This is a genomic window from Enterovibrio paralichthyis (assembly GCF_019209835.1).
GTDB lineage: Bacteria > Pseudomonadota > Gammaproteobacteria > Enterobacterales > Vibrionaceae > Enterovibrio > Enterovibrio paralichthyis.
Map to the genome: position 1 here is coordinate 87238 of NZ_JAHUTS010000016.1, position 26024 is coordinate 113261.

Annotated in this window: 22 protein-coding genes; 16 read left to right on the top strand and 6 right to left on the bottom strand. The window is 49.5% G+C overall.

Annotated elements, in window-relative coordinates:
• Window positions 1-18 precede the first annotated feature (18 nt).
• Complete coding sequence (locus tag KU854_RS17325; protein ID WP_218359675.1) at window positions 19-777, top strand: Nif3-like dinuclear metal center hexameric protein; 759 nt, start codon at window positions 19-21, stop codon at window positions 775-777.
• Between the two features lie 66 nt (window positions 778-843).
• On the opposite strand, the gene KU854_RS17330 is transcribed toward KU854_RS17325, so the two are convergent.
• Window positions 844-2133, bottom strand: a complete 1290-nt coding sequence (locus KU854_RS17330) for a citrate synthase (RefSeq protein WP_054778767.1) — start codon at window positions 2131-2133, stop codon at window positions 844-846.
• 405 nt (window positions 2134-2538) lie between these two features.
• Here KU854_RS17330 and sdhC point away from each other — a divergent pair, with 405 nt between their 5' ends.
• The 8 genes from sdhC (at window position 2539) to sucD (ending at window position 12076) form a co-directional block, all read left to right on the top strand.
• On the top strand, window positions 2539-2931 hold the full coding sequence (sdhC, locus tag KU854_RS17335) for a succinate dehydrogenase cytochrome b556 subunit (RefSeq protein WP_054778768.1): 393 nt from the start codon (window positions 2539-2541) through the stop codon (window positions 2929-2931).
• Window positions 2925-3272 carry a succinate dehydrogenase, hydrophobic membrane anchor protein gene (sdhD, locus tag KU854_RS17340; protein WP_218359676.1) on the top strand — a complete coding sequence of 116 codons (348 nt, stop codon included), beginning with the start codon at window positions 2925-2927 and terminating at the stop codon, window positions 3270-3272. The genes sdhC and sdhD overlap by 7 nt, the downstream gene beginning before the upstream one ends.
• Entirely contained in the window at window positions 3273-5039 is a 1767-nt protein-coding gene (gene sdhA / locus KU854_RS17345; protein WP_218359677.1) for a succinate dehydrogenase flavoprotein subunit, read from the top strand.
• 15 nt (window positions 5040-5054) lie between these two features.
• Window positions 5055-5765: a succinate dehydrogenase iron-sulfur subunit gene (locus KU854_RS17350; RefSeq protein WP_218359678.1), complete on the top strand. Its 711-nt coding sequence runs from the start codon at window positions 5055-5057 to the stop codon at window positions 5763-5765.
• Window positions 5766-5884: 119 nt separating this feature from the next.
• Window positions 5885-8695, top strand: a complete 2811-nt coding sequence (gene sucA, locus KU854_RS17355; RefSeq protein WP_218359679.1) for a 2-oxoglutarate dehydrogenase E1 component — start codon at window positions 5885-5887, stop codon at window positions 8693-8695.
• A 28-nt stretch (window positions 8696-8723) separates the two neighbouring features.
• Window positions 8724-9935, top strand: coding sequence for a 2-oxoglutarate dehydrogenase complex dihydrolipoyllysine-residue succinyltransferase (odhB, locus tag KU854_RS17360; RefSeq protein ID WP_218359680.1), 1212 nt, complete (start codon window positions 8724-8726; stop codon window positions 9933-9935).
• A gap of 102 nt (window positions 9936-10037) precedes the next feature.
• Complete coding sequence (gene sucC / locus KU854_RS17365; protein WP_218359681.1) at window positions 10038-11204, top strand: ADP-forming succinate--CoA ligase subunit beta; 1167 nt, start codon at window positions 10038-10040, stop codon at window positions 11202-11204.
• Complete coding sequence (gene sucD, locus KU854_RS17370; protein WP_054778771.1) at window positions 11204-12076, top strand: succinate--CoA ligase subunit alpha; 873 nt, start codon at window positions 11204-11206, stop codon at window positions 12074-12076. The genes sucC and sucD overlap by 1 nt, the downstream gene beginning before the upstream one ends.
• A gap of 67 nt (window positions 12077-12143) precedes the next feature.
• On the opposite strand, the gene znuB is transcribed toward sucD, so the two are convergent.
• Both znuB and znuC read right to left on the bottom strand, forming a co-directional pair.
• On the bottom strand, window positions 12144-12929 hold the full coding sequence (gene znuB / locus KU854_RS17375) for a zinc ABC transporter permease subunit ZnuB (protein WP_218359682.1): 786 nt from the start codon (window positions 12927-12929) through the stop codon (window positions 12144-12146).
• The gene (gene znuC, locus KU854_RS17380; RefSeq protein ID WP_218359683.1) at window positions 12922-13689 is read right to left on the bottom strand and encodes a zinc ABC transporter ATP-binding protein ZnuC; all 768 of its coding nucleotides are present in this window, start codon (window positions 13687-13689) and stop codon (window positions 12922-12924) included. The genes znuB and znuC overlap by 8 nt, the downstream gene beginning before the upstream one ends.
• Window positions 13690-13771: 82 nt before the next feature.
• On the opposite strand from znuC, the gene znuA reads away from it, so the two are divergent.
• The 5 genes from znuA to KU854_RS17405 all read left to right on the top strand — a co-directional run bounded on the left by znuA (window position 13772) and on the right by KU854_RS17405 (window position 20824).
• Window positions 13772-14671 carry a zinc ABC transporter substrate-binding protein ZnuA gene (gene znuA, locus KU854_RS17385; protein WP_255555624.1) on the top strand — a complete coding sequence of 300 codons (900 nt, stop codon included), beginning with the start codon at window positions 13772-13774 and terminating at the stop codon, window positions 14669-14671.
• A 350-nt stretch (window positions 14672-15021) separates the two neighbouring features.
• Window positions 15022-17616 carry an AraC family transcriptional regulator gene (locus KU854_RS17390; RefSeq protein WP_218359685.1) on the top strand — a complete coding sequence of 865 codons (2595 nt, stop codon included), beginning with the start codon at window positions 15022-15024 and terminating at the stop codon, window positions 17614-17616.
• A 487-nt stretch (window positions 17617-18103) separates the two neighbouring features.
• The gene (locus KU854_RS17395) at window positions 18104-18337 is read left to right on the top strand and encodes a FeoA family protein (protein WP_054778904.1); all 234 of its coding nucleotides are present in this window, start codon (window positions 18104-18106) and stop codon (window positions 18335-18337) included.
• Window positions 18327-20606: a Fe(2+) transporter permease subunit FeoB gene (gene feoB / locus KU854_RS17400; protein WP_218359686.1), complete on the top strand. Its 2280-nt coding sequence runs from the start codon at window positions 18327-18329 to the stop codon at window positions 20604-20606. Before KU854_RS17395 ends, feoB begins: the two co-directional genes overlap by 11 nt.
• Window positions 20603-20824, top strand: a complete 222-nt coding sequence (locus KU854_RS17405) for a FeoC-like transcriptional regulator (protein WP_218359687.1) — start codon at window positions 20603-20605, stop codon at window positions 20822-20824. Before feoB ends, KU854_RS17405 begins: the two co-directional genes overlap by 4 nt.
• A 30-nt stretch (window positions 20825-20854) precedes the next feature.
• Here KU854_RS17405 and KU854_RS17410 read toward each other — a convergent pair whose 3' ends face one another.
• Window positions 20855-21286, bottom strand: coding sequence for an HIT domain-containing protein (locus tag KU854_RS17410; protein WP_218359688.1), 432 nt, complete (start codon window positions 21284-21286; stop codon window positions 20855-20857).
• A 223-nt stretch (window positions 21287-21509) separates the two neighbouring features.
• Here KU854_RS17410 and KU854_RS17415 point away from each other — a divergent pair, with 223 nt between their 5' ends.
• Window positions 21510-22109, top strand: a complete 600-nt coding sequence (locus KU854_RS17415) for a DUF924 family protein (RefSeq protein WP_054778779.1) — start codon at window positions 21510-21512, stop codon at window positions 22107-22109.
• Between the two features lie 8 nt (window positions 22110-22117).
• Here KU854_RS17415 and KU854_RS17420 read toward each other — a convergent pair whose 3' ends face one another.
• Both KU854_RS17420 and argS read right to left on the bottom strand, forming a co-directional pair.
• The gene (locus KU854_RS17420; protein ID WP_218359689.1) at window positions 22118-23140 is read right to left on the bottom strand and encodes a diguanylate cyclase; all 1023 of its coding nucleotides are present in this window, start codon (window positions 23138-23140) and stop codon (window positions 22118-22120) included.
• 129 nt (window positions 23141-23269) lie between these two features.
• Window positions 23270-25000, bottom strand: a complete 1731-nt coding sequence (gene argS / locus KU854_RS17425) for an arginine--tRNA ligase (RefSeq protein ID WP_218359690.1) — start codon at window positions 24998-25000, stop codon at window positions 23270-23272.
• Window positions 25001-25319: 319 nt separating this feature from the next.
• Between argS and KU854_RS17430 the strand changes: the two genes are divergently transcribed.
• Window positions 25320-25898, top strand: a complete 579-nt coding sequence (locus KU854_RS17430) for a VOC family protein (RefSeq protein WP_218359691.1) — start codon at window positions 25320-25322, stop codon at window positions 25896-25898.
• The last annotated feature ends 126 nt before the right edge of the window (window positions 25899-26024 follow it).

Below are 26024 nucleotides of genomic sequence, written 5' to 3' on the forward strand. Positions count from 1 at the left end.
GCTGATTCAGGAAGAACAATGAATAACCTAGAACTCGAATCCCTGCTCAATGATTATCTTAAACCCTTTGCCATTAAAGATTACTGCCCGAATGGACTTCAGGTAGAAGGGAAGGGGAACGTAAAGAATATCGTTACGGGTGTGACTGCATCGCAAGCACTTATTGATGCGGCAATCGCGCAGAAAGCAGATGCTCTGCTGGTTCACCATGGCTACTTCTGGCGAGGCGAGTCTGAACCGATCAGGGGAATGAAGTTCAAGCGAATCAAGGCGCTTATTGAAAGTGGCATCAATTTGTATGCTTACCATTTACCTTTGGATGTGCACCCTGAAGTGGGAAACAATGCGCAGCTTGGCAAACTGCTTGGCATTGACCAGTTTGGCGGCTTGGAAGTGGGCAATCCAAACTCTGTGGCGGTTTATGGTGAGCTGGATACACCTTTGACGGCAGAAGCGTTTAGTGAGCGGATTGAAGAAGTGTTGGGGCGCAAGCCGTTGTTTATTGATGGCGGCTCAGAGGTAATGATCAAAACAGTCGGGTGGTGCACCGGTGGTGGTCAGGACTATATTGATTTGGCAGCAAACCGCGGACTGGATGCGTTCATCTCCGGTGAAATTTCCGAACGTACAACCTATTCATCACGTGAGCAGGGTATTCATTATTTCGCTGCGGGTCATCACGCAACAGAACGTTATGGTGTAAAAGCGCTGGGTGAATGGCTGGTCGGAGAACACGGCTTTAACGTGACCTTTATCGATATTGATAATCCGGTTTAGCGCCAGATTGCGAGAAATAAAATAACGCCGCAAACACGTTGCGGCGTTTTTGCATCAATCCAGTGATTAGTCGCGGTCTTTCAGCGGCTTGAAGTCACGTTTGTCGTAGCCTGTGTACAACTGGCGTGGACGACCAATGCGGTTTTGCGGATCACCATGCATCTCGTTCCAGTGCGCAATCCAGCCAATGGTACGCGACATTGCAAAGATCACGGTAAACATCGACACAGGAATGCCGATCGCTTTGAGGATAATGCCGGAGTAGAAATCTACGTTCGGGTAGAGTTTCTTCTCGATGAAGTAAGGGTCAGAAAGCGCAATTCTTTCCAGCTCCATTGCAACATCCAGCAGCGGGTCATTGATCTTCAGCTCATCAAGCACTTCGTGACAAGCTTCATTCATTACCGTAGCACGTGGGTCGTAGTTCTTGTAAACGCGGTGACCAAAGCCCATCAAACGGAATGGATCATCTTTGTCTTTCGCACGTTCAATGTACTCTGGAATGTTTTCGACAGAACCAATCTCTTCCAGCATCTTCAGACAGGCTTCGTTTGCACCACCGTGTGCAGGACCCCACAAAGATGCAATACCTGCAGCGATGCAGGCAAATGGGTTAGCACCAGAAGAACCAGCCAAACGCACTGTAGACGTCGATGCGTTTTGTTCGTGGTCTGCATGCAGGGTGAAGATTTTGTCCATAGCACGCGCGACTACAGGGTTTACTTCATACTCTTCTGCAGGCGTTGCGAACATCATGTGCAGGAAGTTTTCTGCATAATCCAGATCATTGCGTGGATAGATGAACGGTTGACCAATCGAGTACTTGTAACACATCGCTGCCAGCGTAGGCATCTTCGACAGAAGACGGAACGCAGTGATTTCACGGTGTGTATCGTTGTTGATGTCTAAAGAATCGTGATAGAACGCAGCCAGTGCGCCAACCACACCCACCATGACCGCCATTGGGTGGGCATCACGACGGAAACCATGGAAGAAGCTCGCGATCTGTTCGTGAACCATGGTGTGACGGGTAACAATGCGACGGAATTCTTCGTATTGACTGCGGGTTGGGGCTTCCCCATACAACAGGATGTAACAAACTTCCAAATAGTCAGCGTTATTGGCTAGTTGATCAATCGGGTAGCCGCGGTGCAATAAAACGCCTGCTGTGCCATCAATATATGTAATTTGTGACTCACACGACGCAGTTGCAACGAAACCAGGGTCAAAAGTGAAATATCCATTTGCCCCTAATGCACGAACATCGATCACTTCCGGACCGATTGTGCCCCCTTTGATCGGCAGGTCGATTGGCGCTTTCCCTTCGATATGTAGGGTAGCTTTCTTGTCTGCCATAACATTCTCCTTTGTTATTTTATAATCCAATCCCGGATATGGACATCGATGTTGTACCGATCGCCGTTGAACTTGTCAAACTGCTCAAGTGAACTTTGTTGGGTGTGCGCAAGTATCAAATTTGTGTACGCAATAAGTTAATGCTCTGTTTCGGGATTTCCGTCAATTTTATTGGTTTGTGTTTAAATGTTACGGGGCATATACTCTGCGCAGGTCTCTGGATATTACTCAAAGCCGGAGCGTTTCGGGGCTCAAATCGATACTTTCTCTGCGTAAATCGGTTCGTGAATTGCAGTTATAAGCAAAGGCGGTCGAAAACGTAACTAAAGATGTTGTAGGTCTGGCGCTTTCCGCGAGATGTGATTCCAGAGAGTGTAATAACTATAATTTGCTCAATGGAGCTGAGTGGGCCATATCGTGAAAGTAAAAAAGCCAAGACCGGTAAACCTCGACCTCCAGACCATTCGCTTCCCTATCACAGCGATAGCGTCTATCACGCACCGAGTATCGGGCGTCATCACCTTTATTTCTGTTGCCATTCTTCTGTGGCTGTTAAGCCTGTCACTATCATCCCAGAGCGGCTTTGAAGCGGCATCTGACATCGTTAACAGTTTCTTCGCCAAGTTTGTGTTGTGGGGCATCCTCACGGCATTGGCGTATCACATCGTCGGTGGTATCCGCCACTTGTTGATGGATATGAAGTATTTCGAAGAGCTTGAGTCAGGTTCACAAAGCGCGCGTGTTGCCTTTGGTATCACTGCTGTGCTTTCTGTATTAGCGGGGATTTTAGTATGGTAGGACACGTATCTTCACTTGGCAGAAATGGAATCCATGATTGGCTCCTGCTCCGTGCGACTGCCATTATTATGACCCTTTACACCCTCTATATGGTGGGCTTTTTTGCGTTCGGCCCAGAACTGACTTTCCAAAACTGGATCCTGTTCTGGGCACAGACAAGCAACAAAGTATTCACCATGTTGGCATTGATCTGCATCTTGATTCACGCATGGATTGGTATGTGGCAAGTGCTTACTGACTACATTAAACCGACCATGGTCCGAGCATTCATGCAATTCGGCATTGTGGCGCTGCTGTTTGTCTATTTATTGACTGGCTTTTTTGTATTGTGGGGTGTGTAAGTGAGTATTCCAGTAAGAGAATTCGACGCAATTGTGATTGGTGCGGGCGGTGCAGGTATGCGCGCTGCACTGCAAATTTCTGAGCAGGGACTGTCTTGCGCTCTGCTGTCTAAAGTATTCCCAACCCGTTCTCACACAGTGTCTGCGCAGGGTGGTATTACCGTTGCTCTCGGTAACTCCCATGAAGACAACTGGGAATGGCACATGTATGACACCGTCAAAGGGTCTGATTACATCGGTGACCAAAACGCCATTGAGTACATGTGTAAAACAGGGCCTCAATCAATCATTGAGCTTGAGAAAATGGGGCTGCCATTCTCCCGTTTCGAAAACGGCAGCATTTACCAGCGCCCGTTTGGTGGTCAATCAAAAGCCTTTGGTGGCGAGCAGGCTGCACGAACTGCAGCGGCAGCTGACCGTACCGGTCACGCGCTACTACACACCCTCTACCAGCAGAACATCAAGAATAAAACCACTATCTTCTCTGAGTGGTACGCGCTGGATTTGGTGAAAAACCAAGATGGTGCAGTGGTTGGTGCAACAGCAATGTGCATGGAAAGTGGCGAGATTTGCTACTTCAAAGCCAAAGCAACGGTACTGGCGACAGGTGGTGCGGGTCGTATCTATCAATCCACTACCAACGCTCATATCAACACCGGTGACGGCGTGGGCATGGCGTTGCGTGCTGGCGTACCAATGCAAGACATGGAAATGTGGCAATTCCACCCGACAGGTATTGCCGGTGCAGGTGTACTGGTGACTGAAGGCTGTCGCGGTGAAGGTGGTTATCTTCTTAATAAAGACGGCGAACGTTTCATGGAGCGCTACGCGCCAAACGCGAAAGACCTGGCTGGTCGTGACGTGGTTGCCCGCTCAATGATGGTGGAAATCCGCGAAGGCCGCGGTTGCGATGGTCCATGGGGTCCACACATTAAGCTGAAACTGGATCACCTGGGTAAAGATGTGCTTGAAGCGCGTCTGCCGGGTATTCTTGAGCTGTCACGCACCTTTGCACACGTAGATCCTGTCAAAGAACCAATCCCAGTTATTCCAACCTGTCACTACATGATGGGTGGTGTGCCAACACAGGTTTCTGGTCAGGCGCTGAAACAAGACGCCAACGGTAATGACGTAGAAGTACAAGGTCTGTTTGCATGTGGTGAGATCGCAAGCGTATCTGTACACGGTGCAAACCGTCTGGGTGGTAACTCGCTGCTCGACCTTGTGGTCTTTGGCCGCGCAACGGGTCTGCATCTGGGTGAAACCCTAGCAGCCCAAGTTGAAGCACGTGATGCGTCTGAGTCCGACATTGAAGCGTCTCTGGCTCGTGTGAATCGCTGGAACACAACCCAGAAAGGTGAAGATCCGGTTCAAATCCGCAAAGACCTGCAATCATGTATGCAGAACAACTTCTCAGTCTTCCGTGAAGGCGAAGCTATGGCTAAAGGCCTGGAAGAGCTGAAAGTTATCCGCGAGCGTCTGAAAGAAGCCCGTTTGGATGACACGTCTATGGAGTTCAATACCCAGCGCATCGAATGTCTGGAGTTGGACAACCTGATGGAAACCGCGTTTTCTACCGCAGTGGCTGCAAACTACCGCACAGAGAGCCGTGGCGCCCATGCACGCTTTGACTTCCAAGATCGTGACGATGCGAACTGGTTGTGTCATACCATCTACAATCCGGAAACTGAAGCGATGTCCAAGCGTGATGTAAATATGCAGCCTGTTCATCGTGAAGCATTCCCGCCGAAAGCGCGTACTTACTAAGGGAGGTAGAAGATTATGAAACTCAATTTTTCTGTATATCGTTACAACCCTGATGTTGATGACGCGCCACACATGAAAGGCTATACGCTGGAAGTGCCGGACGGCTCAGACATGATGGTGCTCGATGCACTTATCTTGCTGAAAGAGCAAGATCCTTCGTTGGCGTTCCGTCGCTCGTGTCGTGAAGGTGTCTGTGGATCTGACGGCATCAATATGAACGGTAAGAACGGTCTGGCGTGTATTACTCCGCTCTCAGCACTCACTGACAAATCCAGCATCGTGATCCGTCCTTTGCCTGGCCTGCCAGTAGTACGTGACCTGATTGTAGATATGACTCAGTTCTACCAGAACTATGAGCGTGTTAAACCGTACCTTATTAACGACAGTACACCACCAGCACGTGAGAATCTGCAATCTCCGGATGACCGTGCGCACCTCGATGGTCTGTACGAGTGCATCATGTGTGCATGTTGCAGCACTTCGTGCCCATCATTCTGGTGGAACCCTGACAAATTCGTTGGCCCTGCGGGCTTGTTGGCAGCGTACCGTTGGCTTATCGATAGCCGTGATACTGCAACCGACGAACGTTTATCAGATCTGGACGACGCTTTTAGTGTTTTCCGTTGCCATAGTATTATGAACTGTGTAAATGTTTGTCCTAAAGGGTTAAATCCGACGAAAGCAATCGGCCATATTCGCTCAATGCTATTAAAACGCGCTGTGTAATATCGGCTTCTGTACCTACAATAACTTAAGATTTAAGCTCCCGTTTTAGGGAGCTTAAAAGGAACGCCGGTTAACCTCCGGTCGTAGCAACATAAAAACTAAGTGGTTAAGGGATAACAATGCAAAATGGCGTGATGAAGGCTTGGATTGAGTCTTCTCATTTGGCTGGCGCCAATGCAACTTACGTAGAAGATCTCTACGAACTGTACCTCAGTGACCCCGAGTCTGTAGATAGCGAATGGCGAGCAGTATTTGATGGTTTGCCTGTAATTAATGGCAACGCACCAGAGCAACCGCACTCAAGAGTTCGTGACTATTTCCGCAGACTTGCAACCGAGACAGCGCATTTCAGTGCCTCAGTCAGTGACCCCGACGTCGACGCGAAACAGGTTAAAGTTCTTCAACTTATCAACGCCTACCGTTTCCGTGGACATCAACAAGCAAATCTGGACCCTCTTGGTCTTTGGCTGCGTGATCGCGTGCCTGACCTGGATCCTGCTTTTCACAATTTAAACGAAGACGATTTCCAAGAAACCTTCAATGTCGGTTCTTTTGCTATTGGGCAAGAGAGCATGAAACTCGCTGATCTCTATGACGCACTAACGAAAACGTATTGCGGCGCGATCGGTGCAGAATACATGCACATTACCGATACGGAAGAAAAACGCTGGATTCAACAGCGTTTAGAGTCCGTCGTCGGTCAACCAAAGTTCTCAAGCGATGAAAAAATCACGTTGCTGGAAGAGCTGACTGCGGCTGAAGGTCTCGAGCGTTACCTAGGGGCAAAGTTCCCGGGCGCAAAGCGTTTCTCGCTTGAGGGCGGTGATGCACTGATCCCAATGGTGAAGGAAATTATTCGTCACTCTGGTGCAAACGGCGTTCGCGAAGTCGTGGTGGGTATGGCTCACCGCGGTCGTCTGAACATGCTGGTCAACGTGCTGGGTAAAAAACCCTCAGAGCTGTTTGATGAGTTTGCCGGCAAGCACGATGAAACCTGGGGTACCGGTGACGTTAAATACCACCAAGGTTTCTCCAGTGACTTTGCAACACCTGGTGGTGATGTTCATCTGGTGCTGGCTTTTAACCCTTCACACCTTGAAATCGTGAACCCTGTTGTCATGGGCTCTGTCCGCGCCCGTCAGGATCGCCTTGGTGACAAGAACGGTTCAAAAGTACTGCCAATCACAATTCACGGTGACTCTGCAATTGCGGGTCAGGGTGTGGTGCAAGAGACGTTCAACATGTCTCAGGCGCGTGGTTACAAAGTGGGTGGCACCATCCGCATTGTGGTCAACAACCAAGTTGGATTTACAACATCCAACCCGCACGATACCCGCTCGACCCAATACTGTACTGACATCGCGAAAATGGTGCAGGCTCCGATTTTCCACGTCAATGCAGATGATCCTGAAGCGGTCGCGTTTGTTGCCCGACTAGCACTGGACTACCGCAACGAGTTTAAACGTGATGTGGTGATTGATCTGGTTTGTTATCGCCGACACGGTCATAACGAAGCAGATGAGCCAAATGCGACTCAGCCTTTGATGTACCAGAAGATCAAGAAACATCCTACACCTCGCAAGATCTATGCAGATGTGCTGGATGGCGAAGGTGTTGCCGATTTAGAGAAGGCGACGCTGCTGGTTAACGAATACCGTGATGCCTTGGATCACGGCGAGTGTGTGGTGAAAGAATACCGTCCGATGGCACTGCACTCTGTCGACTGGTCTCCTTATCTTGGACATGATTGGACTGTAGAGTGGCCGCATACTTTTGATATGCAGCGTTTGGTTGAACTGGGCAAGCGCATTTGTACATACCCGGAAAGCCACAAACTTCACAGCCGCGTTAATAAGCTCTATACCGATCGTCAGGCCATGGTAAATGGCGAAAAGGCGCTGGATTGGGGTATGGCGGAAACCTTGGCATACGCAACCATCGTCGATGAGAGCAAGCGTATCCGTATTTCAGGTCAGGATTCTGGCCGTGGTACTTTCTTCCATCGTCACTCTGTACTGCACAACCAGAACGATGCGAGCACCTACATTCCACTGTCGAATATTCATGACAAACAGGGGCCTTTCCAGGTCTTCGATTCCGTCTTGTCAGAAGAAGCCGTACTTGCGTTTGAATACGGTTATGCAACAGCAGAGCCAGGTGGCCTGACCATCTGGGAAGCGCAGTTTGGTGACTTTGCCAACGGTGCTCAGGTGGTTATCGACCAGTTCATCAGCTCTGGCGAACAAAAGTGGGGCCGTATGTGTGGCCTGACAATGTTGTTGCCACACGGCTATGAAGGGCAGGGACCAGAACACTCATCTGCACGCTTGGAGCGCTACTTGCAGCTTTGCGCTGAGCAAAACATGCAGGTTATCGTGCCGTCAACACCGGCGCAGGTATACCACATGTTGCGTCGTCAGGTGTTCCGTCCAATGCGCCGTCCTTTGATTGTAATGTCGCCAAAATCCCTGCTGCGTCATCCACTGTGTACCTCTACTCTGGACGACCTGGCAAACGGCAATTTCCAACCAGCAATCGGCGAGATTGACGAGCTGGATCCAAAAGCGGTTAAACGTGTTGTGATGTGTTCAGGCAAGGTTTACTACGACCTGCTTGAAACCCGTCGTAAGGAAGAAATCAAAGACGTCGCCATTGTTCGTATTGAGCAGTTGTATCCATTCCCGAAAGAGGATTTGCAGGCAGCGATCAGCGAATACGTCAACGCCAAAGACTTTGTATGGTGTCAGGAAGAGCCCCAAAACCAGGGCGCTTGGTACAGTAGCCAGCACAATTTCCGATTGGCAATCCCGGCAGATGCCACCTTGAGTTACGCAGGCCGTGCGGCTTCAGCGTCGCCGGCGGTTGGTTACATGTCGGTACACTTAAAACAACAAAAGGCGTTGATAGAAGACGCGCTTACCCTGAATTAAGAACTAGAAAGTTAAGGAATTAAACACAATGACAATCGAAATTCTGGTTCCCGACCTTCCTGAGTCTGTTGCTGATGCAACAGTCGCGACATGGCACAAGAAACCAGGTGATGCGGTTAGCCGTGACGAAGTGCTGGTAGATATTGAAACGGATAAAGTTGTACTGGAAGTTCCTGCACCTGACGACGGTGTTTTGGAAGCCATTCTTGAAGAAGAAGGGGCTACAGTCCTGTCTAAACAGCTTCTGGCCAAGTTGAAGCCAGGCGCAGTAGCAGGCGAGCCAACGAAAGATGTGCCAGCATCTTCTGAAGCATCTCCGGATAAGCGTCACACCGCTTCTTTGAGTGAAGAGTCAAACGATGCACTGAGCCCTGCGGTTCGTCGTCTTCTGGCTGAAAACGACCTGACTCCAGAGCAAATTAAAGGCACTGGTGTGGGCGGTCGTATCACCCGTGAAGACGTTGACGCGTTCTTGAAAAACGGTGGCACTAAAGCCGCTGCCCCAGCTGCTGCAAAAGAAGAAGCGCCAGCTCTGGGTCACCGCAGTGAGAAGCGTGTGCCAATGACACGTCTTCGTAAGCGTGTTGCAGAGCGTCTGCTGGAAGCGAAAAACAGCACGGCGATGTTGACCACGTTCAACGAAGTGAACATGAAGCCAATCATGGACATTCGTAAGCAATACAAAGATGTATTCGAAGAGCGTCACGGTATTCGCCTGGGTTTCATGTCTTTCTATGTGAAAGCAGTCGTTGAAGCGCTGAAACGCTACCCAGAAGTGAACGCGTCAATTGATGGTGATGACATCGTGTATCACAACTTCTTTGATGTCAGCATGGCAGTGTCAACGCCTCGTGGTCTGGTAACGCCAGTATTGCGTGATTGCGATCGTCTGGGCTTGGCTGAAATTGAAAAAGGCATCAAAGAACTGGCAATCAAAGGCCGCGATGGCAAGCTGACCGTTGAGGAGCTTACTGGTGGCAACTTCACCATTACTAATGGTGGTGTGTTTGGTTCACTGATGTCGACACCAATTATCAATCCACCGCAAGCCGCAATTCTGGGTATGCACAAAATCCAGGATCGCCCAATGGCGGTTGATGGCAAAGTCGAAATCCTACCGATGATGTACCTTGCTCTTTCATACGACCACCGTTTGATCGACGGACGTGAGTCTGTTGGCTTCCTGGTGACTGTAAAAGAGCTTTTAGAAGACCCAACACGTCTGCTGCTTGACGTTTAATTAGCAGCTCGGCGTCTGCCGAAAAACAGGGGGCTGGAGCCCCCTGTGTGGAAAGCAAAAAAATCAAACCTATAAAACGGAAATAGACACGGATAGAACATCATGAATCTGCACGAATATCAGTCAAAACAGCTCTTTGCTGAATACGGACTGCCCGTCTCTGAAGGGTATGCATGCGACACACCTCAGGAAGCCGCAGAAGCTGCAGCAAAACTGGGCGGTGACAAGTGGGTTGTTAAATGTCAGGTCCACGCAGGTGGTCGTGGTAAAGCCGGCGGCGTTAAGCTGGTAACAACCAAAGAAGAAATCAAAGAGTTTGCTCAACACTGGCTGGGTAAAAACCTGGTTACTTATCAAACAGACGCGAACGGTCAGCCGGTAAGCAAAATCCTGGTTGAAGATTGCACTGATATTGCGAAAGAACTTTACCTGGGTGCGGTTGTAGACCGTGGCTCTCGTCGCGTTGTTTTCATGGCATCAACAGAAGGTGGTGTGGAAATCGAGAAAGTGGCGGAAGAGACGCCAGAGCTGATCCACAAAGCCGCTATCGATCCATTGGTTGGTCCTCAACCATACCAAGGCCGTCAATTGGCGTTTAAACTGGGCCTTCAAGGCGACCAAATCAAGCAATTCACCAAGATTTTCATGGGTATTGCAAAACTGTTTATCGAGCGTGATGTTGCACTGGTTGAAGTTAACCCTCTGGTTATTACCGACCAAGGTAACCTGCACTGTCTGGATGCCAAACTGTCTATCGACAGCAACGCGGTATACCGTCAGCCAAAAATCCGTGAAATGCACGACCCAACGCAAGATGACCCACGCGAAGCACATGCTGCGCAATGGGAACTGAACTATGTTGCGCTGGATGGCAACATCGGTTGCATGGTAAACGGTGCGGGCCTTGCAATGGGTACCATGGACATCGTAAACCTGCATGGCGGTAGCCCTGCAAACTTCTTGGATGTTGGTGGCGGTGCGACAAAAGAGCGCGTAACAGAAGCATTCAAAATTATCCTCTCTGACGACAAAGTTAAAGCCGTTCTGGTAAACATCTTTGGCGGTATTGTACGCTGTGACCTGATCGCAGACGGTATTATCGGTGCTGTTGAAGAAGTTGGCGTTAAAATCCCTGTCGTTGTTCGCCTTGAAGGTAACAACGCGGAGCTTGGCGCGAAGAAACTGGCTGAGTCAGGCCTGAACATTATTGCTGCGACCTCACTGACTGAAGCAGCAGAGAAAGTTGTTGCTGCAGCGGAGGGTAAATAATGTCTGTTTTGATCAACAAAGATACCAAAGTCATTTGTCAGGGCTTCACCGGTGGTCAGGGTACTTTCCACTCTGAGCAGGCGATTGATTACGGCACACAAATGGTTGGTGGTGTTTCTCCAGGTAAGGGTGGCACTACCCACCTTGGTCTGCCGGTGTTTAACACCGTTGCAGAAGCTGTAGAAGCGACTGGCGCGACAGCAACCGTTATCTATGTACCGGCTCCATTCTGTAAAGATGCGATTCTTGAAGCGATCGACGCAGGTATCGAGCTGATTGTGACTATCACTGAAGGTATCCCAACGCTGGATATGCTGGAAGTGAAGGTGAAGCTGGATGAAGCTGGCGTTCGCATGATCGGTCCAAACTGCCCGGGCGTTATCACTCCTGGGGAATGTAAGATTGGTATCATGCCGGGTCACATCCACAAGCCAGGTAAAGTCGGTATCGTATCGCGTTCAGGTACACTGACTTATGAAGCGGTTAAGCAAACGACCGATGAAGGTTTCGGCCAATCAACCTGTGTAGGTATCGGTGGTGACCCAATTCCGGGTTCTAACTTCATCGACATCCTGAAATTGTTCGAAGAAGACCCTGAAACTGAAGCAATTGTGATGATCGGTGAAATCGGTGGTACCGCGGAAGAAGAAGCGGCTGCGTACATCAAAGATCACGTCACTAAGCCTGTGGTTTCTTATATTGCTGGTGTTACAGCGCCTCCGGGTAAACGCATGGGTCACGCTGGTGCGATCATTTCCGGTGGTAAAGGGACGGCGGAAGATAAATTCGCAGCACTGGAAGCCGCAGGTGTCACGACGGTTAAAAGCTTGGCTGATATCGGCAAGGCGCTTCGTCAGCGTACTGGCTGGTAAACATACCGCCCAAATGTAAAAAAACCGCTCATTCAATGAGCGGTTTTTTTGTTTTTTAGGAAAGCGATTAAGCATCCTGTTTGCGTAAATAGCTCAGAAAGAACAGGGCGCCCGCGGCTACGACAACGGAAGGGCCGGCGGGGGTGTCTTCAAACCATGATAACGAAATACCACCCAATACGGATAACACACCAATCAGGCTTGCCTTGATAGCCATCTGTTCAGGGCTTTTTGAGAAGCGGCGGGCTGTTGCTGCCGGTATGATCATCAATGATGTGATTATCAGCGCCCCGACAAACTTCATCGCCACGGCAATCACTAATCCCACCAGTAACATAAGGACAAGTTTTAATTTGTCGACATCGTAACCGTCGACACGCGCCATTTCTTCATTCACCGTAATGGCCAGAAGTGGCGTCCATAGACGGTACAGCAGCAAAGAGACCGCAGCACAGCCTGCGGCAATCCATCCAAGATCTGCCGTGGTGACTGACAACAAATCACCGAACAAATATGCCATTAAGTCGACACGCAAATCGTCAACAAAGCTGATACACACTAACCCCAGAGACAAAGAGGTATGGGCTATGATACCGAGCAAGGTATCGGTTGATACTGTGCTCTTGCGTTGTAGGCCGACCAAAAGGGCTGCAATCACCAAGCAGGTCACAATCAGTGCCAGATTAAGGTTGATTTGCAGCATAAAGCCAAGTGCCAAACCCAACAGAGAACCATGTGCCAGTGTGTCACCGAAGTAGGCCATGCGACGCCAGACCACGAATGAGCCGAGAGGGCCAACAGTAGCTGCGATACAAATACCTGCGAGAAGCGGTATTGCCAGAAATTCAAACATCTTTATGCGCTCCATGTTGGCATGGCCCAACAGGGTGGCCGGATAAGTCGTGGTCGTGGTTATGGTGGTGATGATACAGAGCGAGTTGTTCGCTCTCCCGTCTTCCAAACAGAGCAACATATTCTGGGTGTGATGAAATGGCTTCGGGTTCACCGGAACAACAAATATGGTGCTGCAGACAAATAACCTCATCCGTTTTTGCCATGACCAGATGTAGGTCATGGGATACCATCAGTACGCCGCAATGCAGCATTTCTTTGAGGCGGGCAATCAGACTGTAAAGTTCCAGTTGACCAGCGACATCCACCCCTTGAACAGGCTCATCAAGAACCAGTAGATCCGGCTTTTTCAGCAACGCACTGGCAAGTAAAACACGCTGGGTTTCCCCCCCGGACAGGGTATGCATGTTGCTGTGGAGCAAATGTCTGGCGTTGACCAATTGAAGGGCTTCATCAAGTGTATTGGCATTTGCCAGTGGAGAGAGTTTCAAAAAACGCTCGACCGTGAGTGGCAGGCTTGGGTTCAACTGCAGTTTCTGCGGGACATAACCGACCTTAAGTCCTTTTATACGCTCAACCGACCCTTCCGTTGGACGGGTAAGGCCAATCACGGTTTTTACCAGCGTTGATTTACCTGCTCCGTTGGGGCCAATCAGCGTTGTGATCTTATTGCGGGACAGTGAGAAAGAGACGCGGTCAAGCACGTTTCTTTCGTCAAATACCACTGAAACGTTGTTAAGCGTAATTAGAGGTGTGGACATAATTTGAACACGGTGTTTAAAAATGAAATGTTATAATATAACATTTCATGGATTTTGAAAATGTCGCCAGATGGAACCCATTATGACTAGACTGATTAATCGTCTCATTATTGCCCTATTGTTGACCTTCCCTTTTTACGCTTCGGCAGCACCTTACCTGGTGACCACTATCAAGCCGATTGGCCTTATTGCAAAGGACATCGCTGGTGACAATGCAACCGTGGATGTGCTGTTGCCGGACAACGCATCCCCACATGACTACTCACTGAAACCCTCTGATGTGAAGAAACTGCGCCAAGCAGACCGGGTATTCTGGGTAGGGCCTGAGATGGAGCTGTTTTTAAGTAACACATTGGAAAACGCCGACAACGCGGTGAGGTTAACGGACTTCCCTGGCATGCCGGTGCTCTCTTACGATGGCAATGAATCCGATCATGACCATCACGGACATGATCATGACCACGAAGGGATTGATGGTCATATCTGGTTGGGGCCGGAGCAAGCCAAAGTGGTTGCCCGTGCTGTATATGAAAACCTAGTCCATCTCGACCCTGAACATAAAGATGCCTATACCGAAAACCTCAACCTGTTTAATGGGCAAGTTGATGACGCATCAACAAAAATAGCGCAGCAGTTGGCTCAATCTCCGAAAGGGGGGTATTTCTTATTTCACGATGCCTACGGCTACTTTGAAAAAAGCTTTGGTCTGAAGCCTCTTGGTCACCTTACTGTCAATCCTGACAGAAAACCGGGAGCCAAGACCTTAGTGAAAATCCGCAATGCGATCAAAGACGGGCAAGCAAGTTGTGTGTTCAGCGAGCCGCAATATAACCCTGCGATGGTGGAATCATTGGTCAACGGTACCAATGCAAACGTTGTATTGTTGGATCCGATGGCGAAAAACCTGACGCTGAAAAAAAATCACTATGCAGACTTTCTCAACGCTCTGGGTCAAAGTTATACCGCGTGCTTTACAAAGTGAGCATAACCGCCAATGCACGAAGACTGTGAAACGCCCAAATAGCAGAGAATGCATATGGTACTCGCTTTTGTATCATCAAGTGATATCGATCGCATATGCGCACCTGAACAGTTAGCTGCAAGGTAAAAGTGGGGAGAATAGAACGACAACAACCCATATCAAACATAATTATGTTGTCTTTTCTGTTCTCTTTGCTTGCACAATTTAGAGCCTGCTTTTACCTGGTGATGGTATTTTTTGCCACCACAACATTCGCATCCCCTCTTTTTTATACCTTCCCCTATTCAAGCGCCAACGCAACCGGGAAGTTTAAAGACATTGAGTATGTCGAAAATAAGGGTGTTTGGTTATTGGATAGTGATGGCAAAGTCAGCTATTACGACGGTATCCATTACCACAACATGAATGCATTCACTAAGTCTGGCGTTACCCCTGTCATGCAGATTGCCTCATTCCAATCTTCGTTCTGGCAGCTCACAGACGGTCAATTGCAAATCTACTCAAACGATAGTAACCAGTTTAAAACGGTACCGTTACCAGGGGCTGCGGTGGATCTGGCACATGATAACCACTCGCTTTATGTCACAACGGCGAATGCGACTTTCCGTATATCAGCAGAAACCCTAAGTGCAGAAAAAGTCAGTGAGAAAGCCTATGAGCGCCTTTTCAATGGCTATGATTCTGTGCTCGGGCTCTACGATGGCAAATTGTTCTCATTAAATAATGGCCAGGATATCCTCATGCTTGGTACGTTGGATGTGACGATTGCCCGCGCCTATGGCGATACCATCTGGGTTGGTTCAACCAACGGACTGGCACGCTATGACGACGGGATTTTAGTCGCTACCTATCTGCCAACCTTGCCGGTGTTCGATATTGAAGTGAACCAGGAAGGGGTTTGGGCTGCCACCTCCGCGGGATTGTATTTGGGGAAAGCACACCTTGGGCAGACCGGGGAATTCATGCCAATCGACGGTAAATTTGATGACCGTTTCAGCTTCTCAGGAAGGTATGTTTCCGATATCGAACTGAGTGACAAGGGAGAGCTTTGGATTGCTACCGAATCGGGGCTGAATTTCCGGCCTCCAATGGCTCAGGACATTCTCCGCTTCCCTCTCTATGCTTTGTCACCAAACAGGAACGATGAAGAGTTTTCTGCGTTGGTTCCCTGGCGTGATAAATATCTTGTTGCTGCGCGTTACAAGCTGGTGACACTGAATAGCGATTTGAGCCCTTTGCAATCGGTAAAACTCGATGTAGAGGTGGAAAGTATGGCGGTGCTGAATGACATCCTTTGGATTGGGTCAGCATCAGGGCTGAGGGGATATAATCCGCAAACACTCCAGCCCATTGACCGGATACTACCCGTTAAGTTAAAGCGGTTGGCGGTCGACGCAATCATCAGTGACAGCCATTCGCTTTGGATCTCGTCAGGAGCTAACCTTTACCGGTTTTGGCCAAGTACGGAAACAGTCATTGATTTTGGCAATGACTGGGCTGGAAGCATTGATACCAGTCTGACGTCCGTTGTTGATATGGATGAAAAAGGCACATGGCTCGGTACCACAAACGGTCTCTATCTCTACTTCGATGGACGCTTTGTCCCCACGCTTAGTCGCGAAGATGTAGGCAGGGTCAACTCTTTACACGCCATCAATGCAAGTACGCTCTGGTTAGCGACGAGCAAGGGGATCTTTAAATATGGTGGCGCCGGGGAAATGAGCTCTGCTTTTCATTTTTCGGGCAGAACTGAAGAAGTTGTGACATGTCTTACTGCGTCAAATGCTCAGGTGTTTGCGATTACCAATATGGGGACTTATGCCGTCGGAACTGAAACAGAAGCGCTAAGTTTTGCCCCACAAATCAAACACCGCAATCACCTTTCGTCGCGCCACTATGCCTGCACAACCGACAACAACCGAATGATTATGGCCGGGGACGAAGGCGTGTTTTCTATACCGCTGCCGGTGTTAGAGATAATGATGTCGGGAGAACGGCACAATCCGACCACCGGCGCTATTCATCTCAATGGACATCCCTGGCGGTTCAATATTTCTCCTACTGAGCCGCTTGAGGTGCCCAATGGTGCATCCCTGATGGTTGAGGTTGGACAATTGCCTTTCAATCAATTCAGTGAGGTTGTCTATCGCCTTGAAGGCGAAAGTCACAGCGAATGGTATGCGACAAAAGACCACCGGCTGGTTTTCAGTGCGCTTGAGTCCGGGGACTATACCCTGTTGATTAAACTCAAAGAAGGAGCCAAAGAAACGGCTGAATTCCAACTGATGCGTATCCAGGTCAAGTCTTCATGGTATGAGCGGGTAGGCGTCATGGTGGCATTGTTGTTGCTCTTTGCGTTGATGCTAATCGCTTCTTACCGCCGTAAACACGCGGCTGTTCGTGAACAAAACCGGCAGTTGAGAAGCACGGTTCACCGCAAAGTCGCGGTAATAGACAAGCAGCAATCAGATGTATGCCGCAGCAATGTTCTGGTGCAAACCCAACAGTTCATAGAGTGCTTTGACGCTGAAGTTGAATATGACGAATCCACACCGGATAAAGCGGCGGTGGCCGGTGTCCAGACGCAAAAAGACAGCGAAACCTGGGCAAGGAGCGTGCTGAGTGAGATTCAGTATAACTTCCATGATCCTGACTATTCGCTGGCCATATTGGCCAAAACGCTTTACTCGTCAGAGCGGAGTCTACAGCGTCGTTTCCGTCAGGAGTTTAATGCCACCTTTAAAGACCTGCTTATTGCCACGCGTTTGGAAAATGCCAAACGTATGCTGTGTCAGGGGGATAAAATAACCGATGTTGCCGTGTCTTGTGGTTTCAACGAACCGTCGTACTTTACCAAGTCTTTTAAAGCAAGATTTGGCGTAACGCCGTCGCAGTTTAGGGATGGGTGTGAAGCCTTGGAAGAGAAAAAAAAGAGCGTGGTATAGTCGCCAGACCATACCACGGGCGTCAAAGACACCTTCGCTTGCTGCCGGAGGTGTGTGGGTGACCACACACCGTCTGGAATTCGTTTCAATTAACGTGGATTCATTAAACCGATTTTCGCTTCCTGAGCGATAGTAATTTCCCGCCAACATTTCATTTCAATGAAAATGGGTTCCTTTTTTTGTTCTCTGTCGAAAAAAGTTCGCCACTTATTCCACTGAATATCCTTGTTTTAACGATTTTGCCTAAAAATCCCGTGATGTTAGTTCAGCTTGTTCGGGGAGGGACTCGTGCTACAGGCTGCTTTGGTTTGATGGCTTTTAACGAAGTTAACGTTTTTTTTGACGAAATTGACGAGAGGGTAAAATCATTCCCGGTTGAGTAATCGCTGGAAGTGCCGTTTTTGTTGATCAAAAACAACTTTATTCCAGTAACATTTTGCAATACTCTTCATTGTAAATGTATATGATTCTCATTTGGGTTGAGGTTATGAAGCTTAGTGAGCTAAAACCGGGAATGTCGGGGCGGGTTATCTCTCTTTCAAACGTTCCAACGCTTCCGCGTAAAAGGCTAATGGCAATGGGACTGCTGCCTGATACCGATGTCAGTATTGTGCGTTATGCGCCAATGGGCGATCCCCTGCAGCTTCGTGTCCGTGGATGTGACATCGCGCTGCGTTTGAGTCTGGCTGAGCAGGTTGAGGTTTCACCGCATGAGCAATAAGCAAGTACTTACCGTTGGTAATCCAAACTCAGGAAAAACCACGCTGTTTAATCGCCTGACCGGTGGTAAGCAGGAGATTGGTAACTGGGCGGGCGTGACGGTTGATAAAAAGACCGGTCAGGCGGATCTGGGCAATCAACAATGCTCGCTGACAGATTTGCCGGGCATTTATACCCTCGACAATGCAGATGGTGAAAATAGCCTGGATGAGTCTATTGCTATTTCCGCGCTGTTTTCTCTGCCAAGTGATCTGATCATCAATGTCGTTGATGCAGGCAGCCTTGAACGAAGCCTCTACCTGACACTTCAGCTCAGGGAGTTGGGACGGCCTATGGTTGTTGTTCTCAACAAAATGGACATTGCAGAAAAACACGGTTTCCGCATTGATACTGAGGTTTTGTCTGAGCTTTTGGGTTGTCGTGTGCTCACCGTTACGGCAACGTCACCGGCTTCCGTTGACAGCTTTAAGTCTGCGCTGAATGACGTGCTGAATAATAGAGAAGAAAGCACACCGCTACAGCTTCACTATGGCGAACCTCTTGAAGCAGCTATCGATACACTGGGCGACGCATTGAAAGCTGCGGGTTATACCTACACACGTGCTGCCGCTATCCGTCTGCTTTGTGGTGATCAGGCGCTCATCCATCAGGTGCCTGACCCGGTCAAGCAATGCCTGAATGCAACCAATCAAACCCTAACCGGGCATGATATTGACTTGACTGTAGCGGACGTACGCTATTCTGACGTTGCCGATATTTGCCACAAGAGTAAACGCCAAATTGTGCCTTTAAAAGCGCGCGTGACAGATGCTATTGATAACGTCGTACTCAACCGCTACCTCGGTATCCCCATTTTCTTTGCTGTGATGTACCTGATGTTTATGTTCTCCATTAACATCGGCAGTGCGTTCATCGACTTCTTTGATATCAGTACCGGTGCGCTGTTGGTGGATGGCGGCCACTACCTTCTCGACAGCCATTTGCCTGTCTGGTTGGTCACTATTATTGCAGACGGTATTGGTGGCGGCATTCAGACTGTCGCGACCTTTATTCCGGTTATTGCCTGTCTTTATCTCTTTATGTCACTGCTGGAAAGCTCGGGCTACATGGCGCGTGCAGCCTTTGTGCTGGATAAAGCGATGCAGAAAATCGGTTTGCCAGGCAAGGCATTTGTCCCTCTAGTACTTGGTTTTGGCTGTAACGTACCGGCAATCATGGCGACACGTACGCTGGATCAGGAACGTGAACGCCGACTCGCTGCTGCTATGGCACCGTTTATGTCCTGTGGCGCCCGTTTGCCGGTTTACGCGCTGTTTGCAGCGGCATTTTTCCCAGATAACGGCCAGAACATTGTTTTCCTTCTTTATCTGTTGGGAATCGTGATGGCGGTATTTACCGGCATGGTCATGCGCAAAGTTCTGTTTCCAGGGGACAGTGAAGCTTTGTTGATGGAAATGCCACGTTATGAGTGGCCGCGTCTGAAAGACGTAGTACTGAAGACATGGCACAAGCTGAAGCGTTTTGTACTGGGCGCAGGCAAAACGATTGTTGTGGTTGTTACTCTGTTGAGCTTCATGAATTCGGTCGGCACCGACGGTTCTTTCGGTCACCAGGATTCAGACTCATCCGTGTTAGCGAAAGTTGCTCAGACTATCACGCCAGTATTCAGCCCAATGGGGATTCAGGAAGATAACTGGCAGGCGACGGTGGGTATTATTACCGGTATTTTCGCAAAAGAAGCCGTCGTAGGTACGCTGAACAACCTGTATGCCACAACAGCGACAGAAAATGATGCGCCATACAACCTTATGAACAGCCTGCACGACGCTGTACTGACGATTCCGGAAAACCTGTTGGGATTGAACTTTGTCGACCCGCTGGGCCTGGATGTTGGCAACCTACCGGATAAGGCTGCAGTAGCAGAAGAGCAGGGCGTGGATATGAGCATTTTTGCTAATCTCAGTCTGAACTTTACGGCAGCGAGCGCGTTCTCCTACCTGGTCTTTATTTTGCTATACACCCCGTGTGTTGCAGCCATGGGGGCCTATGTCCGTGAATTTGGCCGTCCTTATGCCGTATTCATCGCAAGCTGGACCATGTTGCTGGCGGTCGTTTCTGCCACGGTTTGTTATCAAGTGCTGACTTTTATGTCGTCGCCGGTAGCCAGTGCAATGTGGGTGGCGATCAGTATGGCGCTCATGCTGGGGGCTATCTTCAGCCTGAAGCACTCTGCGCGTCTGAATAACAGGCTTAGGGCTGCAGCCGTATGATCCTGACCGAGCTGAAAGACTATGTCATCGCTCACCCCCAGTGTTCGGCAAGTGAACTTGCCAAGCAGTTTGCGCTTTCTGAGGATGGAGTTGATGCCATGCTGGCGGCTTGGGTGAAGCGTGGCAAGCTTAAGATCACCGTCTCTGAATCCCGGGGACGGGTAGAAAAGCGCTACCTTTGGGTAGACGATCAATTAGGGATCACTGTCCTGTCATGAACAAAGCGGTCTGAAAAGACCGCTTTTTCTTTATCCTGCCACTGTAAAGTCGGCAATTTCATCTAAATGGGCACGCCATTTTTCTGCCGCTTCAATCTGGGACAGTTCGTGTCTGACGATACCGTGTGTATTTCCCCAAACTGGTCCTGGCCAGGCAATGTCTGTCTGGAATCGGGCAATGTGATGGACATGCAGTTGCGGCACCATATTCCCCAGCGCACCAATATTGATTTTGTCGGGTGAGGCAAATTGTTCCAGTCGGGAGGCAATAAGGGAGGATTCGCGCATGAACTGCTGCTGGTCTTGCTCACTCAAATGATGCAGTTCAGTGATCCCATCGACTTTAGGGACGAGGATAAGCCAGGGGCCGATGTCTTCTTTACTCAGCAATACACGACAAAGAGGAAGGTCTCCCAGCCATGTTGTATCTGCTTCCAATCGTGGATGGAGTGCAAATGCCATTGTTATTCTCTGGTTTATTTAAGTTTTGCCAAACTACTGCGAATTCCCGGAAAAGTAAACCAATGACAAAGCTAAAACTCTTGCTCAAACTGGCAGGAGGCGTTTGCGTAAATACCTTGTCATAGTCACAAAAGCGGCGCTCTGTCTGCGATTGGACAACGCCTTGGCAGTTTAGCGTTTAGGCTAAAATAAAGACGACCATGTACGAGTTCGTGAGGCGTGAATGGACTATATCGAAGTGCTGGATTATTGGTTTGGTGATGCTGAGGCGCCCGAAGCGGGTGATACGTTGCAGGCGTTATGGTTTCAAGGTTGTGATGAAAGCGATGCGTATATCCGAGAGCATTTTCTGCCACATGTCAGTATGGCCGGCGAGGGGAAAATGTCGCAGTGGCTATCTACGCCCCAAGGCACACTGGCGATGATCATTCTACTTGACCAGTTCAGCCGCCGAATCTACCGCGGACTCAGTGCGGCATTCCGTTACGATGAGTTTTCCCTTGCTGTCTGTAAACGCGGGTTGGCCAGCGGGCAGGATCTGACCCTTCAGCCGATACAGCGCGCCTTTTTCTATATGCCGCTTCAGCACTCAGAGCATATTGAAGATCAGGAAGAGGCCTTGTTCCGTTACAGCCAGCTGTGCGAGTCGGTCTCGCAGGATGAAGCGGGTTTGTTTGAAAATATTTACCGCCACGCCAGAAACAACTTTGACATCATCAAACGTTTTGGCCGTTATCCTAACCGGAATGCTGCCCTGGGCCGCTTATCGACCGAAAAGGAACTGCAATGGCTGGCAGGTGGCGGGGCGAAAATTGAACATTAACGCGGTGCTCAGCGACAAAGCGGCATAACGCGGTTCCGGCCCTGGGTTTTGGCATTGTAAAGCGCATCGTCAGTACGGGTGATCAACACGTTCTTATCTTCCCCGGCACAACGCTCTCCAACACCAAACGAGGCAGTGATAGAGTTGATCTTCTGCCCGGTTCGTTTGTCTGTCACTGAAAGCCTTTCCAGAGATACCCGTGCTTTTTCCGCAAGCAAATACGCTGACTTCTGTGAACTTCCTGGTGCGATAACGGCAAATTCCTCACCGCCATAGCGAAAGACTGAGCCTGCTGTTCCAATGACCTGCATCAGCTTTTGCGCCACGATCTTTAATACCTTGTCACCCATCTGGTGCCCGTATTCATCATTGAAGGATTTAAAGTGATCAATGTCAGCCAGAAGCAGGCTGAAAGGCGTGTGCTGCTCGATACAGTCGTTAATCTGCTTATCGAACTCCCGGCGGTTGAGGCAACCGGTCAGTGCATCGTGTGACGCTTGCTTTTTGTACTCTTCAAGCTGGCGTGTCAACAAGTCAATTTCTGAGCGTTGGTTGGAAACCTGGAGCTGATATTGTGAGGTGGTATTGAGCAGTTGCTGGGAGCCCGTTATCAGTTCCTGAAGGACTTGTTTCCCTTCGCTGCCGATTGAAGCATTGCTGTTCGCGGTTTCCAGTTTGGTGACGGAAGAACTCAGGATGTCCCGGAACTCTTTGGTATCAGAGACGGTATGTTCCATGGAGTCGCCAAGGTCAGCCGCCAGTGATTCCAGTTTTTGCCGGAAGCTATCCATTTCTTTTTTTGCATCGTCCAGCAGAAAAGTTTCAATCAGTGAATCGCATTGTGCGACGGAGCAGCTGCCATAGCGTTCGACAGTATCATCTACCGCTTGATTTAACTGGGGATAGGTTTGCGCGCAGTAGGTGTACCAAAGTGAAAAGTAATGAGGAGTGGTCGGCACTTTATACTTTACCATCAGCGGAACAGCGCGCTTGAAAATACGCGTGGCTTCAAAAAATGCGTAATCGCCCATGACGTCATCCTGACCTGTTTTGTATATCAATAATCATACGACATCTGGCGTAAGATTTAACAGCAGGCATAAAAAAGCCCCGGGGAAAATGCCGGGGCTTTGTGATCAAGCACGTAAATCTATTAGCGATTACATACGTTCAAGCGTTTTGATGCCAAGAAGATCAAGACCCTGCTTGATGGTCTTCGCAGTCAGAGCAGCCAGTTTCAGGCGGCTTTGCTTGGTTTCGCCTTCAGCATTCAGTACCGGGCACGCTTCGTAGAAGCTAGAGAAAGTGCCTGCCAGATCGAACAGGTAGCTACACATAATGTGTGGCTGACCTTCACGGGCAACGCCATCCACTGCTTCTTCAAATTGCAGCAGTTTGGAAACCAGCGCTTTTTCTTTTTCATCTTCAACGATGATCTTGCCATCGATGTTGTTGATGTCGATACCGGCCTTGTTGAAGATAGATGCCACACGGGTGTAAGCATATTGCATGTAAGGCGCAGTGTTGCCTTCAAACGCCAGCATGTTGTCCCAGTCAAACACGTAGTCAGTGGTACGGTGTTTAGACAGGTCAGCGTATTTCACCGCTGCCATTGCTACTGTGTTAGCAATGTTCGCTTTCTCTTCAGCAGACAGGCTTGGGTTTTTCTCTTCGATCAGCTTGTTCGCGCGAACTTCTGCTTCATCCAGCAAATCAGCCAGACGAACAGTACCACCCGCACGGGTTTTGAATGGCTTGCCATCTTTACCCAGCATCATACCGAATGCATGGTGCTCCAGGCTCATTGACTCTGGCACGTAGCCCGCTTTACGAACGATGGTCCACGCCTGCATCAGGTGCTGGTGCTGACGTGAGTCGATGAAGTACAGCACGCGATCCGCGTTGAACGTTTCGTAGCGGTATTTCGCACACGCGATATCGGTGGTGGTGTACAGGAAGCCGCCGTCACGCTTCTGGATGATAACACCCATAGGCTCGCCGTCTTTGTTCTTGTACTCGTCCAGGAACACAACCACTGCGCCGTCGTCTTCTACCGCCAGACCTTTTGCTTTCAGATCTTCGACGATGCCAGCCAGCATGCTGTTGTACATGCTTTCACCCATCACGTCTTTATCGGTCAGGGATACGTTCAGACGGTCATAGTTACGCTGGTTTTGCTCCAAAGTGATCTTAACCAGTTGCTGCCATTTTTCTTTGCAGTACTCGTCGCCGCTTTGCAGACGAACCACGTAGTTACGCGCAGTTTTCGCGAACTCTTCGTCTTCGTCGTACAGTGCTTTTGATTCGCGGTAGAAGCCTTCGATGTCGCTCAGATCCATCGAAATATCGCCGCCTTGTGCTTCATGGCGCTCAAGGTTTGCGATCAGCATGCCGAACTGCGTACCCCAGTCACCCAGGTGGTTGGCACGAATCACGTTGTGACCCAAAAACTCAAGGGTACGTACAACTGCATCGCCGATGATGGTTGAACGCAGGTGACCAACGTGCATTTCTTTCGCTACGTTTGGTGCTGAGTAGTCAACAACGATGTTTTGTTTTTCAGCTTGCGCGACACCCAAACGGCTGTCTGCCAGCGCTGCATCTGCTTGCGCCGACAGCCACTCTGGGCTCAGGAAGATATTGATAAAGCCAGGGCCTGCAATTTCCGTTTTTGCAGCCATGCCATCCAGGTCCAGAACATCCAATACTTTCTGCGCGAATTCACGCGGGTTGCAACCCAGTTGTTTGGCAACACCCATGATGCCATTGGCTTGGTAGTCACCAAATTGCGCTTTCGCTGATTGACGAACAGCCGCTGGGCTGCCTTCCGGTGCGCCGGCAGCAACCATAGCTGCAGCGACTTTTTCATTGAGAAGGGCTTGAATATTCACTTGCTTACCTTAATTTTGCACCCGACTAAGACAGCGCCGGGTCAACTGAACTTGCTAAAGCAAAAATCCGTCAACAATACCGAGCGTGTTGCATGAATGTGCTGGGCATGGTTGACGGCTTTAATACTGAGTTTCAAACACCAGATACGGTGCGGAAAGTTAGCGGTAATAATACCCACAAACGGAGACCGTTTGAAAGCGGATTCCAATGAAATAGGCGTAATTCATAGCATTCACGAGACGAGGCTGTACCGGTATCGTGCACAAAGGAAGTCAGGATGTTACATTGCGGCGAACCGTGTTGTTGTAAAGAGAAATCATGTCCCAGATATCTGTCGCATCGCTGGATGCATCATTACCTGAATTTGCCCGCCGCATAGACGCACTGTTGCAGACACTCGAACTCGATTTATCTGCTTACAAAGCAGACCACATTGCGCTTCGGGTGAACAGCTTGGAAGCCGCGAAATCCCTGCATCAGCAGTGGTTGACCTGTGGCGAGGAGCGTTCGGTAAATGTGATTAATGGCCGTCCAATCGTGGTGATCAAAGCGTCGCAGGCAAGGGTGTTTGGTGATTGGGAAACGGATTGCGTGGAGCTGCCATACCCGGGTGACAAAGCCTATCCGCAGGAAGGGTGGGAACATGCAGAGTGGGTGATCCCCTCTACGGCGACGACGCCGGAATCATTTTTGGAAGATGTGTTTGCAACTTTCCCATCGCTGAAAGCGCGTTGGAGCGAACTGGAAACGCTCGGTGTGAAAGTGAAACTGAGTTCGCCTGCAGGCGAAGGGGAGCGCATTGCCAACCCAACCGTTGCCTTTAAATCCGGCGGCGTGTGTGTGAAGCTGCACCCGGTATCGCTGGAGCAAGTGATTGAAAGTGAAAAAGGAGCCTGAGGCTAATGCCGATCAGTTAAGAGATAAATGATCGGTTGAACGATCCAACAGATGGCTTATAAAGGCTCTAAGTCCCCATACTTAGAGCCTTTTATTTTGCAATTGACCACAGCCCTTACCCTCGCG

What these genes read in the sequence shown, in the direction of transcription:
- odhB (WP_218359680.1), top strand. Translation starts at nt 8,724, where the DNA reads ATGACAATCGAAATTCTGGTTCCCGACCTTCCTGAGTCTGTTGCTGAT.
- znuA (WP_255555624.1), top strand. Translation starts at nt 13,772, where the DNA reads ATGACTAGACTGATTAATCGTCTCATTATTGCCCTATTGTTGACCTTC.
- sucA (WP_218359679.1), top strand. Translation starts at nt 5,885, where the DNA reads ATGCAAAATGGCGTGATGAAGGCTTGGATTGAGTCTTCTCATTTGGCT.
- KU854_RS17405 (WP_218359687.1), top strand. Translation starts at nt 20,603, where the DNA reads ATGATCCTGACCGAGCTGAAAGACTATGTCATCGCTCACCCCCAGTGT.
- sucD (WP_054778771.1), top strand. Translation starts at nt 11,204, where the DNA reads ATGTCTGTTTTGATCAACAAAGATACCAAAGTCATTTGTCAGGGCTTC.
- KU854_RS17330 (WP_054778767.1), bottom strand. Translation starts at nt 2,133, where the DNA reads ATGGCAGACAAGAAAGCTACCCTACATATCGAAGGGAAAGCGCCAATC.
- KU854_RS17395 (WP_054778904.1), top strand. Translation starts at nt 18,104, where the DNA reads ATGAAGCTTAGTGAGCTAAAACCGGGAATGTCGGGGCGGGTTATCTCT.
- KU854_RS17410 (WP_218359688.1), bottom strand. Translation starts at nt 21,286, where the DNA reads ATGGCATTTGCACTCCATCCACGATTGGAAGCAGATACAACATGGCTG.
- KU854_RS17325 (WP_218359675.1), top strand. Translation starts at nt 19, where the DNA reads ATGAATAACCTAGAACTCGAATCCCTGCTCAATGATTATCTTAAACCC.
- feoB (WP_218359686.1), top strand. Translation starts at nt 18,327, where the DNA reads ATGAGCAATAAGCAAGTACTTACCGTTGGTAATCCAAACTCAGGAAAA.
- sucC (WP_218359681.1), top strand. Translation starts at nt 10,038, where the DNA reads ATGAATCTGCACGAATATCAGTCAAAACAGCTCTTTGCTGAATACGGA.
- sdhD (WP_218359676.1), top strand. Translation starts at nt 2,925, where the DNA reads ATGGTAGGACACGTATCTTCACTTGGCAGAAATGGAATCCATGATTGG.
- znuC (WP_218359683.1), bottom strand. Translation starts at nt 13,689, where the DNA reads ATGTCCACACCTCTAATTACGCTTAACAACGTTTCAGTGGTATTTGAC.
- znuB (WP_218359682.1), bottom strand. Translation starts at nt 12,929, where the DNA reads ATGTTTGAATTTCTGGCAATACCGCTTCTCGCAGGTATTTGTATCGCA.
- KU854_RS17420 (WP_218359689.1), bottom strand. Translation starts at nt 23,140, where the DNA reads ATGGGCGATTACGCATTTTTTGAAGCCACGCGTATTTTCAAGCGCGCT.
- KU854_RS17350 (WP_218359678.1), top strand. Translation starts at nt 5,055, where the DNA reads ATGAAACTCAATTTTTCTGTATATCGTTACAACCCTGATGTTGATGAC.
- KU854_RS17415 (WP_054778779.1), top strand. Translation starts at nt 21,510, where the DNA reads ATGGACTATATCGAAGTGCTGGATTATTGGTTTGGTGATGCTGAGGCG.
- KU854_RS17430 (WP_218359691.1), top strand. Translation starts at nt 25,320, where the DNA reads ATGTCCCAGATATCTGTCGCATCGCTGGATGCATCATTACCTGAATTT.